Genomic DNA, 15321 nt, shown 5'->3' with positions numbered 1-15321 from the left:
ACACCCGTTCCCATACCGAACACGGAAGTTAAGCTCTTTAGCGCCGATGGTAGTTGGGGGCTTCCCCCTGTGAGAGTAGGACGTCGCTAGGCAATTAAAACAGTCAGCTGTGTGCTGACTGTTATTTTTATATTTTTTTACAAAAAAGGTCAATAAAAATACTTGAAAATATAAAAATAGTATTGTGCTTTTATATATAATATGTTATATTTATATATGTCTTAAAGAGGTCCCGTGGTGTAGCGGTTAACATGCCTGCCTGTCACGCAGGAGATCGCCGGTTCGATCCCGGTCGGGACCGCCATTTATTAAATATACAGTTCTTATGATATGAATATATCGTAAGGGCTTTTTTTATTTTGAACTGAGAATTAGCAGAAGTGCTGATATTACTACGATTGGGGCACTATATTGGTGCGTGTAGCATATCTATAGTAAGTAAAGGTTTTTCAAGAGAGGATGGAGATGTGTCCAGGCGAAATTACACTATTGGCAAGCGATTACATTATGGCAGCTTGCTATTAATGATTTATGTCTTTCTAGTTGGCTGTGGAGATCCAATTATTGATATAGAAGAAGCGAATTCGTATCATTGGCAAAAACATATGAATGAAAATGAATTTGAGCAATTAAAGCAAGGTATGTCCTATATGGAAGTAGTTGAAATTGCTGGCGGTGGCGCTAGTGAGATGATTCGAAATAATTATTATCAATGGAATGATGAAATACTATTAACACAAGCTTATATAGTTCAATTTAAAGATGATAAATTAGTAGGGAAAGAGGTTATTGCTGTGAAGGGATATTCAACAAGGGAGTAAACACGTCTTCGACATAGAGACGTGTTTATTTTTTTGAAATTAACCCGATACTTTGAACATTTGCGTGTCTTTCGGTAAACTAGAAGTAATGAGCTAGGAGAGGACATAGAGATGAAATTTGAAAAAATAATGAATTCACTAGAAGATACAGAGCATTTTGCCATGAAGCTAGCAAATTTACTTGTGGCACAAGATACAATTACATTAGAGGGCGACTTAGGTGCTGGGAAGACGACATTTACAAAAGCTTTAGCAAAAGGGTTAGGTGTAACTAGAACGGTTAATAGCCCTACATTTACTATTGTGAAACAATATGAAGGCCGTTTACCCTTTAATCATTTGGATGTATATCGTTTGGCTGAAAGTGATGAGGATCTTGGGTGGGACGAGCTATTTTATGGTGATGCGGTATCCGTTATCGAGTGGGCACATTTAATTGAACCGGATTTACCTAAAGAGCGTTTAGGAATTGAAATTTACCGTGTTAGTGAATACGAACGACGATTTGTGTTAATGCCTTATGGCAAGCGATATGAGGCAATATGTGAGGAGCTAATGAAATGATTTGGTTGGGAATTGAAACAGCGAATGCGCCACTTTCTGTTGCAGTTGTTAAGGATGGAAAAGTGTTGGCAGAGGTTGTACAAAATATAAAATTAACGCATTCTGCAGGAGCAATGCCAGCAATTGAAACGATACTAGCTAATGTTGGTGTAAAGCCAAATGAGTTAGATGCAATTGCTGTATCAGAAGGGCCAGGGTCATATACAGGTGTACGAATTGGAGTAACGCTTGCTAAAACATTGGCATGGACATTACAGAAGCCATTAGTCGGTGTTTCAAGCTTAAAAGTATTAGCAACAAATGCAGCGCTTTTTGAAGGACTAATATGTCCTATATTTGATGCACGTCGTGGCAATGTATACACAGCTGTTTATAAAGGGTCAGAGCTGGATGTAGTTATAGAGGATTATCATGATCATATTGAAGGACTGTTAGGCCGTTTGAAGGCTTTAGATGCACCTATATTATTTATAGGAGTAGATGTCGATCTATTTTGGGATAAAATTGTTGAAGTCCTTGGACATAATGCGTATCGTGCACCTCTTCATGAGGACTTGCCACGTGCGAGTGCAGCCATTAGTTTAGCAAGCACAGCGAAATTACCGAGTGTGGAGGAAGTACATCATTTTACTCCGCAATATAAACGTATTGCTGAGGCTGAAGCAAACTGGTTAAAAGAGCAAAAGGAGAAAGCACATGAGTAGTAATATAATGTATCGTAAAATGGTATCGGAGGATGTACCAGCGGTTTATGCGATTGAACTTGCTACATTCCCAACGCCATGGACATTGGATTCTTTTTACTATGAGATGCATGAAAATCAATATGCACACTATGTTTTAGCAGTAGATGAAAACAATAGCATAATAGGTTTTTGTGGAATGTGGATGGTCATAGATGCGGCTCAAATTACAAATGTGGCTGTTACAGAGGCAGCTCGTGGTCGAGGAATTGGAGAAGGCTTAATGCGGGAAGCGATGCGTATTGCACGAGAGCACGGAATGGACGTTATGAGTCTAGAGGTACGTGAAACGAATACGGTGGCACAAAATCTTTATCGCAAGCTTGCCTTCCAAGATGGTGGCATACGTAAAGGTTACTATACAGATAATGGGGAGGATGCCCTAGTCATGTGGGTGAATTTATAATGGAAAATCGAGTTATTTTAGCAATTGAGTCTAGCTGTGATGAAACGGCAGCAGCTGTTATTCGTAATGGTTCTGAAATTGTTTCAAATGTAGTTGCTTCACAAATTGAGAGTCATAAGCGTTTTGGTGGCGTTGTACCCGAGATTGCATCACGTCACCATGTAGAGCAAATTACGGTTGTTATTGAAGAGGCATTAAGACAAGCAAATATGCAGCCATCTGATCTAGATGCAGTAGCTGTTACAGAAGGTCCTGGTCTGGTAGGGGCACTGTTAATTGGCATTAACGCAGCAAAAGCGTTTGCATTTGCTAACAATGTACCGATTTTGGGCGTACATCATATTGCAGGTCATATTTATGCCAATGCACTTGTCCAACCAATGGAGTTTCCACTATTAGCCCTTGTAGTATCAGGGGGACATACGGAGCTTGTTTATATGAAAGAACATGGCTCATTTGAAGTAATTGGAGAAACGCGGGATGATGCGGCAGGGGAAGCCTATGACAAAGTTGCACGCGTGTTAGGCTTACCATATCCAGGAGGTCCTCGTATAGATCAATTAGCACATGAAGGTCAAGAAGCAGTTGCTTTTCCACGTGTATGGCTTGAGGAACAATCCTATGATTTTAGCTTTAGCGGTTTAAAATCAGCAGTTATTAATTATAAGCACAATATGGATCAACGTGGTGAAGAGATTTCTCCAACAGCTGTTGCAAAAGGCTTTCAGGAAAGTGTAGTTGAAGTACTTACTGCAAAAACATTGCGTGCAGCGCGCGAATATAAAGTTAAGCAAGTAATCGCAGCAGGTGGTGTAGCTGCTAATAAAGGTTTGCGTACATCCCTTGAGGCGATTTTTTCTAAAGAGGGTATTCCCTTTTTTGTACCACCATTGAAATTATGTACAGACAATGCAGCAATGATAGGGGCTGCTGCAACCCCGATGTTTGAAGCAGGTATTCGAGGAAATATGATGATGAATGGTCGCCCAGGTATGGAATTGAAATCATGGGTTGAGTAAGCACTTGAGAGATGGCTCAGAGTTTGATCTGAGTCGTCTCTTTTTTTATTTTTATAAAAATATTATGGCATATAAAAACATGAATAATGCTAGAAAATATAAACGTATATTAGAAAAATAATTAATTGACAAATTTTTCAGAAAATTATCCACAGGAAGTGTTAAAAAAGTGCATAAAAAAACTGCGAACATTCGTACTTATGCACAAATTGTGGATAACTTGTGCATAAGTTGTGATTATTCTATATATAGTAGCCCATTTTACACAGAACCATGTGGATTAAATAATTTGAAATTGTGGACAGTGTGGAAAAGTCTGTTGATATGTTGGTATTACTAGTTTTATAGTGTGTATAAAGTTGTGGGCATTTTTTGTCGAAAAATAGCACTTGACCAATATATATGAAAAATAAAGGCGAGTAAAGAAAAAAGCCATATGACATAGCATATGACTTTTCTAGATTTTATAAAATAATATTTTCTAGTTCCTCATTTAGCTCGAGCCATTCCATTTCAATGACTTCATGCTGCTCTTTTATAGATGCTAACTCACCTTGTAGTTGTGAAATTTTCTCATGGTCAGTGAAAATTTCAGGGTCACAGAGAGCTTCTTCTAAACGAGCGATTTCAGTAGCTGCCTTTTGCATGTTGACCTCTAATTCTTCTATTGAACGTCTAATTTGGCGCTCACGTTTTTTTGCTTCTCTATCTATTTTGGAGGTAGAGGTCTTTTCAGTAGCTGTAGCTTGTATTTGCGGCTGAGAAGCAGCCTTCATTTGAGCAATTTCAAAAAGTTCCTGTTTTTTCTCAAGAAAATAATCATAATCACCTAAATACTCAAAAGAACCTTCACCAGATAGCTCAACAACTTTCGTTGCAATGCGATTAATAAAATATCGGTCATGCGATACGAATAGGAGCGTTCCGGGATAATCAATTAAGGCATTTTCCAACACTTCTTTACTATCTAAATCTAAGTGGTTGGTAGGCTCATCGAGAATTAAGAAATTCGCCTTTTGCATCATTAACTTTGCCAATGCCAACCGAGCCTTCTCACCACCAGATAAAGAGTTGACGGCTTTATCTACATCTTCTCCACTGAATAGAAAGCGACCAAGTACAGTGCGAATGTCTTTTTCATTCATTAACGGCCATTCATCCCATAATTCTTTTAAAACGCTTTTATTGCTAGATAGCTTTGCCTGTTCTTGGTCGTAGTAGCCAATTTGCACATTGGTACCATAACGAATATCCCCTGCAAGTGGTGATAAATCTTTGACAATCGTTTTTAATAATGTTGATTTACCAACACCATTTGGTCCAACTAGTGCGATGCGATCTTCGCGAAAAGTTCGTAGTGTAATGCCACTAGATATTTGCTTGTCACCGTAGCCCACAGCTAAGGAGTCAATTGAGAGCACATCATTGCCACTTTGTCTTTCTATTGTAAAGCCAAAGCTAGCTGATTTTTCGTTACCGTCAGGAGAGTCCATCCATTCCGTACGTTCGAGCATTTTGCGTCGGCTTTGTGCCATCTTTGTCGTAGAGGCACGTGCTATGTTTTTTTGAATAAAATCCTCAAGCTTTGCTTTCTCATCTTGCTGTCGTTCAAACATTTTTACATCGCGCTCATAGTTTTTCGCCTTTTCGTCTAAATAAGCACTGTAGTTTCCAGTGTATTTCGTAACGCGATGACGAGAAACTTCATAGACGATGGAGACAACTTGGTCTAAGAAGTAACGGTCATGTGAAACGATTAAAATAGCGCCTTCATAGCCTTTTAAATAAGTCTCTAACCAAGATAGTGTTTCAATATCTAAATGGTTTGTAGGCTCATCTAGAATTAATAAATCTGGCTTACTTAATAGAAGCTTTGCAAGAGCTAAACGAGTTCGTTGACCTCCTGACAATGAGCTAATCGCTTTTTCATAATCCTCTGGGTAAAATTGCATACCATGAAGAACAGAACGCGTATCAGATTCGTATTGATAGCCTCCTGCATCTTTAAAATCATGCTGTAATTGGTCATATTCGGACATGACCTTTGCATACATTTCTGGATTTTCGTAAACCGTTGGATCAGCCATTTGCTGTTCAAGGGAGCGTAATGTTTTTTCCTGCCCAAGAAGCGGTTCGAAAATTGTCATCATTTCGTCCCAAATTGATAAAGTTGAATTTAGACCCGCATGTTGTTCTAGATAGCCAACTTGTACACCCTTTGGAATAATAATATCCCCAGAATCATATGACAATTGACCAGCAATGATTTTTAGTAAAGTGGATTTTCCAGCTCCGTTACGTCCGACTAATGCTACACGATCACGGTGTTGTACTTCTAGTTTGACACCACTTAAAATTTCATCTGCAATAAAGGATTTATATAGTTGATTGACTTGTAATACAATCATTCTTGACACCTCAATTCTTTCTTAGTGTAAAGGATGACGGAATTGCTTGCAATGTCAGTGCTTTACTTATTCTATGCTGTCATGTAAGATTGAAACGATTTCTCTTTAGTTAGTGGCGTAAAACACGCCGTTAACTAAAGGGAAATCCTCCACTTTTATAAGTGGGTGATGAATATGATATGCATTGAACTGTGGGTTGAAACCCGTCTGAATCAAGTTAGCGGCCCAGCGGATGTCATAGATTTTATGAGGAGACTCTCAAGCATGCTTAAAAAATTCTAGATGCATGTACGCTGAAATGTAATTGATTCATATAAGCATGTTTCAAAATGAGTATTCAAATACGCTTAGGTGAATTTGATGTGTTTATAAGGAGGAAAAAGTTTGAAACAAGAAGTAAAAATTCCACAAGCCACAACTAAAAGACTTCCTCTTTACTATCGATTTATCCAAAACTTTGCGCAAGAAGGAATGGAACGTATTTCATCGAAGGAATTGAGCGAGGCGATGAAAATCGATTCTGCAACGATTCGTCGTGATTTTTCTTATTTCGGTGCGCTTGGCAAAAAGGGATATGGCTATGATGTTCAGCATCTATTGCAGTTTTTTAGCCAAACACTTGATCAGCATGAAACAACAAAAGTAGCGTTAATCGGTGTGGGGAACTTAGGGAATGCATTTTTAAAGTATAATTTCCAAAAAAATCATAATACTCATATTGTGGTTGCATTTGACTCAAAGGCACCAAAAGAAGGGAAAATGATAAGTAATATTCCCGTTTATCATCCTGATTTATTAGAAGAAAAGTATGCTGAATATGGAGCAGACCTTGCTATTTTAACAGTATCTTCGCGCTCTGCTCAAAAGATGGCTGATCGATTAGCAGCAATGAATGCAAAAGGCATTTTAAACTTTACGCCAGAGCGTATTACCGTACCAGATACTATGAAATTATTAACGATAGATTTGTCGGTAGAATTACAAGCGCTCATTTATTTAATACGAAATAGTGATAAATAAAGGTATTCACAATTTTGTAAACTGTTACAATTGATGGTGTTTAAACTATTGAAATAAATTCGCCAAACGAAAAAATTTAAGTTAAAATGATATATATATAAGAGGAGGTGGCTGCAATGGTTGTGCACTTAAGTGCTTTTACACCAGTTAGCCTAGTTATTATCGGTGTGGTTGCAATTCTAATATTCGGACCAAAGAAATTACCTGAGCTAGGTAAAGCAATGGGTTCTACACTTCGTGAATTTAAAAATGCAACAAAGGGTCTAGCTGATGACGATGACGATACAAAAAAGAAAATAATTGAACATAAAGAAAATGATAACGTTAAGTAAGTTAAGGATGTCAAGTTAATATGAATCCAAGAGAATTAACAGTCGTAGAGCATTTAGAAGAACTAAGAAAACGGCTCTTTATTTGCGCTGTTTTCTTTGTTATTGCACTTATAGTTGGCTTTTATCTAGCCGAACCAATTATTAAACATATTCAATATAGTAAAGAAGCAGAGCAACTAACTTTAAACGCGTTTAAAGTGACTGATCCCCTTGTCGTATACTTGCAAGTGACGGTCATTGTAGCGTTTGTTATAAGTTCTCCGTTGCTTCTTCATCAAATTTGGTTATTTATTACACCAGGTTTACATGAGACAGAACGTAAGGCTACTTTAAAATATATTCCATATTCGTTTTTTCTATTTTTAGCAGGAGCTTCATTTGCTTATTATGTTTTATTCCCATATGTCATGCACTTTATGATGGGCTTATCTGCGAATTTAGATATACAGCAAACAATTGGTATTAACGAATATTTCTCATTTTTGTTTCGCCTAGTCATGCCGTTCGGAATCATTTTTCAATTACCTGTTGTGACATTATTTTTAGCGCGGTTAGGTATATTAAATCCTGAATTGATGGTGAAATTCAGAAAGTATGCATATTTTGTGTTAATCGTTATTGCGGTATTTCTTGCACCACCAGACTTTATTTCTAACGTTATCGTAGCGATTCCGCTATTTTTAATTTATGAGATTAGTATTATCATTGCACGCAGAGGCTATCGTAAGTTTTTACAAGCCGAGGCGTTGCTTTTAGAGGAAGAGCGTAAAGAAGCTGAACGCGAGCAAGTTGAGCGTTTGTTAGCTGAACAACGACGACAAATTGAAGAATTAAATGACTAATAAAAAGAGCTAGATGTTTTCCACATCTAGCTCCTTTTTTTATTGCATTTTTTGCAGTTCTTCTAAAAATTTTTGAAGCGGTTCTGCGTTTAATTGTACAAGTGTAACGAAGCCGTTCAACATGACGTGCGCAATAATGGATGTCCAAATCCTTTTTGTTTTATGGTATAAGAAAGCAAAGATTAAACCACAAATGGTATATAACAGGATATGTGAAAAATCAAAATGAATTAGCGCAAAGAAAATGGCACTGACTATGGCTGCCACCCAGAAGTTGGTCGTTTGGACAAGTGAGCCGAAAATAACACGACGGAAGACGAATTCCTCTAAAATTGGGCCAAAAACAACAATCGCTAAAATGGCAATTGGAGCACCTTTTGCTATCCCCACAATATCAGCGGTGTTTTGTGAGCCACCTTCGATTCCAAATACAGCCATTTCAATAGCTGCACCAATCATTTGCCCGAAGAACACAAGGAAGAAACCTAAAACCCCCCACATAATGGTAAGTGGAATAGTCTCCTTTTTACCTTGATAGATATCCCAAAACGATTTATCGCGACTAGTTAAAGTCAAACTTAAAATCAATGCAATGGCAAAGCTGAGTGCGATATACCAGCCTTGTGTAATAGGGGCCGCTTGTGCATGAGGTAAACCCGTTGTACTCATCACAAATTTATGAAACGGTAAAAGTAACCACTTTCCTGATAATTGCATGACAATGTAAATGATTAAAACATATAGAGCCGTTTTTTTATGCTGTACGTTTTTTAAAGTATTATTCACAGTCAAAATCCTTTCCATTCATAAGCTACCTTTCTATTGTAGAGGAATATGGAAAGAAAACAAAATTTTTCGTAGTTCTGGCTTGCAAAAAAACAGTTGATTGATTATCATAATAAATGTATTAGCACTCGTTGTTATAGAGTGCTAATAAACTTTTAAGAAATATTTAATTAATAGGAGGTTGTTTCACTTGTTAAGACCACTAGGAGATCGTATTGTCATCGAACTAATCGAGGTAGAAGAAAAATCTGCATTTGGAATTGTACTACCAGACTCTGCAAAAGAAAAACCACAAGAGGGTAAAGTAGTAGCAGTTGGGACAGGTCGTATATTAGAAAACGGACAACGTGTAGAGCTTGACGTTAAAGTTGACGACCACATTATTTTCTCTAAATACTCAGGTACAGAAGTTAAATATGAAGGCAATGAATACTTAATCTTACGTGAAAGTGATATTCTTGCAATTATTGAATAATAGTTATTATATTAATTAGGCTTAACGAATATTCCATTTCAGGAGGGTAAATTCAAATGGCAAAAGATATTAAATTCTCAGAAGAAGCTCGTGCATTAATGCTTCAAGGTGTAGATAAATTAGCAAATGCAGTAAAAGTGACATTAGGTCCAAAAGGACGTAACGTCGTTTTAGAAAAAAAATTCGGTTCACCGTTGATTACAAATGATGGTGTAACAATTGCAAAAGAAATTGAACTTGAAAATCCATATGAAAACATGGGCGCAAAATTAGTAGCAGAGGTTGCTTCTAAAACAAATGAAATTGCTGGTGACGGTACAACTACTGCAACAGTTCTTGCACAAGCAATTATCCGTGAAGGTCTTAAAAATGTAACGGCTGGTGCGAACCCTGTAGGAATCCGTAAAGGGATCGACAAAGCGGTAGCAGCAGCTCTTACAGAATTACATGCTATTTCTCGTCCAGTAAGCAATAAAGAGGAAATCGCACAAGTTGCGGCAATCTCAGCGGCTGACGACGAAGTAGGTCAACTAATTGCAGAAGCAATGGAACGTGTTGGTAATGATGGTGTTATTACAATTGAGGAATCTAAAGGTTTCACAACTGAATTAGATGTAGTAGAAGGTATGCAATTCGATCGTGGCTATGCGTCTCACTACATGGTAACAGACACAGATAAAATGGAAGCGGTTCTTGATAACCCATACATTTTAATTACTGACAAAAAAATTACGAATATCCAAGAAGTATTACCGTTATTAGAACAAGTGGTACAACAAGGCCGTCCACTATTAATGATTGCTGAAGATGTTGAGGGTGAAGCTCTTGCAACACTTGTAGTTAATAAACTACGTGGTACATTCAATGCTGTAGCAGTAAAAGCACCAGGCTTCGGTGATCGTCGTAAAGCGATGCTTGAAGATATTGCAATCTTAACAGGTGGTCAAGTAATTACAGAAGAATTAGGCTTAGATCTTAAAACTGCTGATATTACATCATTAGGCCGTGCTGCGAAAGTTGTTGTTACAAAAGACTATACAACAATCGTAGAAGGTGTTGGCGGTACAGAAGCAATCGAGCGTCGTGTCGGCCAAATTCGTGCACAGCTTGCTGATACAACTTCAGAATTCGATAAAGAAAAATTACAAGAACGCCTAGCAAAATTAGCAGGTGGTGTAGCAGTCATTAAAGTTGGAGCTGCAACAGAAACAGAATTAAAAGAACGCAAACTTCGCATTGAAGATGCATTGAACTCAACACGTGCAGCAGTGGAAGAAGGTATCGTATCAGGTGGTGGTACTGCACTTCTAAACGTATACGCAGCAGTTGAAAAAGCAGCTGATGCAGTTGATGGCGATGTAGCAACAGGTGTGAAAATTGTTCTTCGTGCATTAGAAGAGCCAGTTCGCCAAATCGCAAACAATGCAGGTCTTGAAGGTTCAATCATTGTAGATCGCCTAAAACGCGAAGAAATCGGTGTCGGTTTCAACGCAGCAACAGGCGAGTGGGTAAACATGATGGAAGCGGGCGTAGTAGATCCAGCAAAAGTAACACGCTCAGCTCTACAAAATGCAGCATCTGTAGCAGCTCTATTATTAACTACTGAAGCTGTTGTTGCAGATATTCCAGAACCAGCAGCACCAGGTATGCCTGATATGGGCGGCATGGGTGGAATGGGCGGCATGATGTAATAAGCCGCTGAAACCTTTAATCTTTTGTATAAGATGAACGGGATAATAGCATTTTAACGGAGGCTTCTCATAAGTTCACTGAACTTGTGAGAGGCCTCTTTTTTCATTTCTTTCGTTACATGGAGATAGACGTTTGGGTAATTTGACCATCTGAATGGCCAAGTTTATCCATGATTTGTTCGAGTGTGACACCTGCTAATAGTGAAGTTTGTGTAAGTTTAAATGAGTGTGCGGTGTTAAGTCAGGGTTTAACATTGCGATTGTAAGCAGTCTAGCCACCCCATTATTTTACAAATAGATGTGAAATGATGCTGGAATATTTTATATATTGTAAAATTATGCATTTTAATAAAGCTGCAGTAAAATACAATAAAAATGGACATATGATAATTTTACGTGGTAAGTTATTTAAAAATTAACAGAACAAAGAATATAACAAAATAGATGAAGTTGAGGGAGAGTAATAGAATTGAAGAAGTTTCAAATAACAGTAGATAACAATACTTTTTACGGATGTGAATTTGGTGATAACAGCCTTCCTTCACTTGTTTGTCTTCACGGAATGACTGGTGATTTAAAAAGTTTTACTGGGCTTATTGACTACCTAATAAATGATTTTCATCTTATTCTTATAGATAACCCAGGACATGGAGAAACTGATTCACTAAAACTGGAGGAGGATTATATGTTTTCCTCCTTAGCAAAGAGTATTTATCAAGTAATACAACAGATTACGAATAAACCTTTTTACATGTTGGGACATTCTTGGGGGGCAGACCTTTGCCTACACATCGCAAAAATATCTTCTGCTAAGGTAAGGGGCGTTATTTTATTAGATGGAGGATATGCGTTTCCTGAACATGTTGATGGACTGACAGAGGAAAAAGCCTTGATAGAATGGAAAGAATATGTTGAGTCCAGTATATATGGTTCTTGGGACGAAGTGGTCAAAGAATACCAAAGTTACACAACAAAGCAATGGGATGCAAATCTTAATTCATTAATAGCATCTAGCTTTAAAAAGGTTAATGATAATTATATATTTAAGGCTGATGTTTTCAGTATTTTAGCGATTATTAAGGCATTCTATAAAGAGCCTTGTTCAACCACTTTTGAAAGTATTCAGTGTCCTGTTTTATTACTTCATGCAACAATTCTACCGACAGATTCAGCCCGAAAAAAGGGAATACAGGAAATTAAAAAAGGCATTAAAGATTTAAAGGTAATAGGTATAGAAAACACTAAACACCACCTTCATTGGGACTTTCCTGAAAAAGTTGCTAATGAAATTCTATTGTGGAAACAAGAAAGTAATCACGTAGTTTATTAACAACATGTTCTTCTTAAACAAATTACGATTGTAGATGAAGATAGTTAAAGTAGCCTTGTTAAATTGTTTTTAACAAGGCTACTTTTTTATCTCATTATTTATCTATCTTAAACTGCTATTGACAAAAGATTAAAAGGAGACTATCATTTTTAAATAGTAATGATAATCATTATCATTATTCTGTGAAAACGATAATGATAATAAATATAAAGGAGAATCTTAAATTGAAAAGATTTATAATACCTTTCATCTTCATGTGTGTGCTTTTTCTTAGTGCCTGTGGCAATAGCGCAAAAAATCAAACAGTAGAGAATGCAAGTAAAGAGGATGAAAGTAAAACAATTACATATCAATCTGAAAATGGACCTATTGAAGTACCTGCTCATCCGAAAAGAGTAGTAGTTTTGAATGGTAATGCAGGTGACTTAATCTCATTTGGCGTCAATATCGTAGGGGTAGACGAATGGGCTAAGGCAAGTCCGTTATTTAAAGAGCAATTAGAAGATGTTACAACTGTGTCAGATGAGGATCTAGAGACAATTATTGAATTAGAACCAGATTTAATTATAGGAGACAGCGATAATAATAACCTGGATAGGTTGAAAAAAATTGCCCCAACAGTTACCTATACGTATAATAAAGTCGATTATTTAACACAGCATTTAGAAATTGGTAAATTGGTAAACAAAGAAAAAGAAGCTCAAGACTGGATTGATGACTTCAAAAGCCGTGCAACTACTGTAGGAAATAAAATTAAAGCAAAAGTTGGCGAAAATTCAACGGTGACTGTAATGGAAAGTTACGATAAAGATATAGGTATTCTTGGCAATAGCTGGGGAAGAGGCACAGAGGTTCTTTATCAGGCAATGGATCTGAAAATGCCTGATAAAGTAAAAGAAATGACAAGTAAAGAAGGATACTACATGATATCATCTGAAGTATTACCTGACTATGTTGGAAACTACTTGGTTGTGAGTAAATACAATGACCAAGATAATTCCTACCAAAAGACAGAACTATATAAAGAAATGCCAGCAGTGAAGAACGACCATGTAATTGAAGTGGATGGAAATGCCTTTATGTTTAACGATTCTCTAACTTTAGATTATCAGCTAAAATATTTTGAAGAACAATTTTTAAAATAAGCTGTTTTATAAGAGATATTTACTTTAAATAATATTGAAAACACAGAATGGGGTAATTGAATTGAGCCCTGTTTAATGGACAGTTAAAAAAAGAGACACTATAATTCTAGGCTGCAATGAGATGATTTCGGTACAGTACCGGAGTCATCTTTTTAAATACTCTTGTTTTCGCGTGCAGCTATAATGCTCAATGTATTATTAATGTTACCATACCTTAAAACTTTCTTTTGAGGGTCATAGGCTAGGCAATGATACCAATACATTTCGCAATAAATTCATCTCTTATTATTTTCTCTATAATTTTGCTAACACAATCCACCTAACGGGCGCCATGATGTTGAATTTTCGTAGCAAGGGTTTACACAGCTTTTAAAGGTGGGCATTTTCGCATTAGAGAGCCTAGAAATACATGTTTCAATACTTCCTTTTTTGAGGTAGTGTTAATCACTATTAAATTACAAAGCAACTACCATTTCTCATGTTTTTTATTAATTATGAGGAATGGTTTTTTCAATGCGGTTTCGTACCATAAGTGAAGCTATCCAATCGAGGTTAAAGGTATTTTTATTTGAATATTTCATTTACTGATGCTTGGTTTTATGGGATAATTGTATTAAAAATGGTATTTATTTCTATATAAAGGGAAGGTGAAGTTAATTGTTTAATAATTTTGGTATGTCTTTTTTATGGCTGTTACTTGCATATACAGTCGCAACGTTAGTAGTTTTTATACATATGATAATTTCCAATAAATTTTTTGGTGTTCAAAATGCAAAACAGGCTGGCACTGCTTTTTTAAAATCACCAGTTTATGTAAAATCCAGACCCTATCAGGTTCTTTACAACGTTTTAATATTTCCAATTTTTCTATGGCTATATAGTAAAGGAATAGATACGGATAACGTAAAAGAATTTATGCTTAATACCGTTATTCAATGGACAATACTTTCAATAATAATTGATTATTTAAGTTGGGTTTTAATTCCGCATAAATTCAGGCTAACACACAAAGAATTTTATATTGATTATCAACCTTATATTACTTTAATTTATGTTGCAATTTTTGTTAGTCATTATATAGTTGGATTTTTCATTTCGTAAAACCTCTTTTATTAGAGAGGGAATTTCAACGTTAACTAAATTTGATCTGATCCAATCCAAGAAAGTTAGACATATTTAGTTAAGCAACTTCTAAGATCTGAGTTCGGTATTCTACGGGACTTAGGTCTTTTAATTTTTCCTTCATTCGTTTGTGTTTGTAATAGAATATATATTCTTTAAGTTCCTGTTCAAAATGTGCCAAGGATTCAAATTCTTGTAGGTACAGAGGTTCAGATTTTAATAAGCCAAAGTAATTTTCGATGACAGCGTTGTCCAAACAATTGCCCTTACGGTACATACTCTTCGTAATTCCATGTTGCTTTAATGTTCGTTGGTACTTTTTCATTTGATAATGCCGCCCTTGATCTGAATGAAGAATCACCCGATCACTTGGTTGAGGAGTGGTTATTCTTTGCAATTAAAAACCCCTTTTATAATATCCCCTTCCATTTCCCTACGCCCTTTAATAACCGAATGACAGATGTGTTCTTTAAAGAAAATCAATTTTATAAATAAATAGTAATATGTGTTTAAATTGGAATTTTATATAATCATAAGGCGAATTGGGCTATTCGGCATAATGAATATATATTGGACAACAATAAGAAAATCTTAAGAATTGATGCATGAGTTTGTTA

General features: G+C 36.3%; 15 protein-coding genes, 1 tRNA gene, 1 rRNA gene and 2 pseudogenes. 15 read left to right on the top strand and 4 right to left on the bottom strand.

Going from position 1 to position 15321, the window contains the following annotated elements; genetic code table 11:
• From rrf to tsaD, 7 genes are all read left to right on the top strand, one after another.
• Positions 1–92, top strand: a 5S ribosomal RNA gene (gene rrf, locus ACIP9C_RS22215); the annotation flags it as partial.
• A gap of 136 nt (positions 93–228) precedes the next feature.
• Positions 229–304: transfer RNA gene (locus ACIP9C_RS22210), tRNA-Asp, on the top strand.
• Between the two features lie 163 nt (positions 305–467).
• Complete coding sequence (locus ACIP9C_RS22205; RefSeq protein WP_401014778.1) at positions 468–821, top strand: hypothetical protein; 354 nt, start codon at positions 468–470, stop codon at positions 819–821.
• A 111-nt stretch (positions 822–932) separates the two neighbouring features.
• A complete protein-coding gene (tsaE, locus tag ACIP9C_RS22200; protein WP_401014775.1) occupies positions 933–1385 on the top strand; it encodes a tRNA (adenosine(37)-N6)-threonylcarbamoyltransferase complex ATPase subunit type 1 TsaE in 453 nt (150 codons plus the stop codon).
• Complete coding sequence (gene tsaB, locus ACIP9C_RS22195; protein ID WP_401014771.1) at positions 1382–2089, top strand: tRNA (adenosine(37)-N6)-threonylcarbamoyltransferase complex dimerization subunit type 1 TsaB; 708 nt, start codon at positions 1382–1384, stop codon at positions 2087–2089. The genes tsaE and tsaB overlap by 4 nt, the downstream gene beginning before the upstream one ends.
• Complete coding sequence (gene rimI, locus ACIP9C_RS22190; RefSeq protein WP_401014768.1) at positions 2082–2534, top strand: ribosomal protein S18-alanine N-acetyltransferase; 453 nt, start codon at positions 2082–2084, stop codon at positions 2532–2534. Before tsaB ends, rimI begins: the two co-directional genes overlap by 8 nt.
• Positions 2534–3553: a tRNA (adenosine(37)-N6)-threonylcarbamoyltransferase complex transferase subunit TsaD gene (tsaD, locus tag ACIP9C_RS22185; protein ID WP_401014765.1), complete on the top strand. Its 1020-nt coding sequence runs from the start codon at positions 2534–2536 to the stop codon at positions 3551–3553. The genes rimI and tsaD overlap by 1 nt, the downstream gene beginning before the upstream one ends.
• 464 nt (positions 3554–4017) lie before the next feature.
• Here tsaD and ACIP9C_RS22180 read toward each other — a convergent pair whose 3' ends face one another.
• On the bottom strand, positions 4018–5961 hold the full coding sequence (locus ACIP9C_RS22180; RefSeq protein WP_401014762.1) for an ABC-F family ATP-binding cassette domain-containing protein: 1944 nt from the start codon (positions 5959–5961) through the stop codon (positions 4018–4020).
• Between the two features lie 384 nt (positions 5962–6345).
• Here ACIP9C_RS22180 and ACIP9C_RS22175 point away from each other — a divergent pair, with 384 nt between their 5' ends.
• From ACIP9C_RS22175 to tatC, 3 genes are all read left to right on the top strand, one after another.
• Positions 6346–6981, top strand: coding sequence for a redox-sensing transcriptional repressor Rex (locus ACIP9C_RS22175; RefSeq protein WP_401014759.1), 636 nt, complete (start codon positions 6346–6348; stop codon positions 6979–6981).
• A 116-nt stretch (positions 6982–7097) separates the two neighbouring features.
• Positions 7098–7313, top strand: coding sequence for a twin-arginine translocase TatA/TatE family subunit (locus ACIP9C_RS22170; RefSeq protein ID WP_228134172.1), 216 nt, complete (start codon positions 7098–7100; stop codon positions 7311–7313).
• Between the two features lie 20 nt (positions 7314–7333).
• Positions 7334–8155 (top strand): twin-arginine translocase subunit TatC, encoded by an 822-nt coding sequence (gene tatC, locus ACIP9C_RS22165; RefSeq protein ID WP_401014755.1) that lies wholly within the window; start codon positions 7334–7336, stop codon positions 8153–8155.
• 39 nt (positions 8156–8194) lie between these two features.
• Here tatC and ACIP9C_RS22160 read toward each other — a convergent pair whose 3' ends face one another.
• Positions 8195–8959 carry a CPBP family intramembrane glutamic endopeptidase gene (locus tag ACIP9C_RS22160; protein ID WP_401014752.1) on the bottom strand — a complete coding sequence of 255 codons (765 nt, stop codon included), beginning with the start codon at positions 8957–8959 and terminating at the stop codon, positions 8195–8197.
• A 172-nt stretch (positions 8960–9131) separates the two neighbouring features.
• Here ACIP9C_RS22160 and groES point away from each other — a divergent pair, with 172 nt between their 5' ends.
• Together groES and groL are read left to right on the top strand one after the other, a co-directional pair.
• Positions 9132–9416 (top strand): co-chaperone GroES, encoded by a 285-nt coding sequence (groES, locus tag ACIP9C_RS22155; RefSeq protein WP_173478892.1) that lies wholly within the window; start codon positions 9132–9134, stop codon positions 9414–9416.
• Between the two features lie 56 nt (positions 9417–9472).
• Positions 9473–11107: a chaperonin GroEL gene (groL, locus tag ACIP9C_RS22150; protein ID WP_173478891.1), complete on the top strand. Its 1635-nt coding sequence runs from the start codon at positions 9473–9475 to the stop codon at positions 11105–11107.
• 53 nt (positions 11108–11160) lie between these two features.
• Here groL and ACIP9C_RS23135 read toward each other — a convergent pair.
• A pseudogene (locus ACIP9C_RS23135) lies at positions 11161–11392 on the bottom strand (site-specific integrase); the annotation flags it as partial.
• 184 nt (positions 11393–11576) lie between these two features.
• On the opposite strand from ACIP9C_RS23135, the gene ACIP9C_RS22145 reads away from it, so the two are divergent.
• From ACIP9C_RS22145 to ACIP9C_RS22135, 3 genes are all read left to right on the top strand, one after another.
• A complete protein-coding gene (locus tag ACIP9C_RS22145) occupies positions 11577–12437 on the top strand; it encodes an alpha/beta fold hydrolase (protein ID WP_401014747.1) in 861 nt (286 codons plus the stop codon).
• A 224-nt stretch (positions 12438–12661) separates the two neighbouring features.
• Positions 12662–13582: an iron-hydroxamate ABC transporter substrate-binding protein gene (locus ACIP9C_RS22140; RefSeq protein ID WP_401014744.1), complete on the top strand. Its 921-nt coding sequence runs from the start codon at positions 12662–12664 to the stop codon at positions 13580–13582.
• Between the two features lie 657 nt (positions 13583–14239).
• The gene (locus tag ACIP9C_RS22135; protein ID WP_401014741.1) at positions 14240–14683 is read left to right on the top strand and encodes a hypothetical protein; all 444 of its coding nucleotides are present in this window, start codon (positions 14240–14242) and stop codon (positions 14681–14683) included.
• Positions 14684–14762: 79 nt separating this feature from the next.
• Here ACIP9C_RS22135 and ACIP9C_RS22130 read toward each other — a convergent pair.
• A pseudogene (locus ACIP9C_RS22130) lies at positions 14763–15062 on the bottom strand (transposase); the annotation flags it as partial.
• Positions 15063–15321: the final 259 nt, after the last annotated feature.

The sequence above is a fragment of the Lysinibacillus sp. NPDC093210 genome, assembly GCF_044753985.1.
Taxonomy (GTDB): domain Bacteria; phylum Bacillota; class Bacilli; order Bacillales_A; family Planococcaceae; genus Lysinibacillus.
This window is presented reverse-complemented; position numbering and strand designations above follow the sequence as displayed.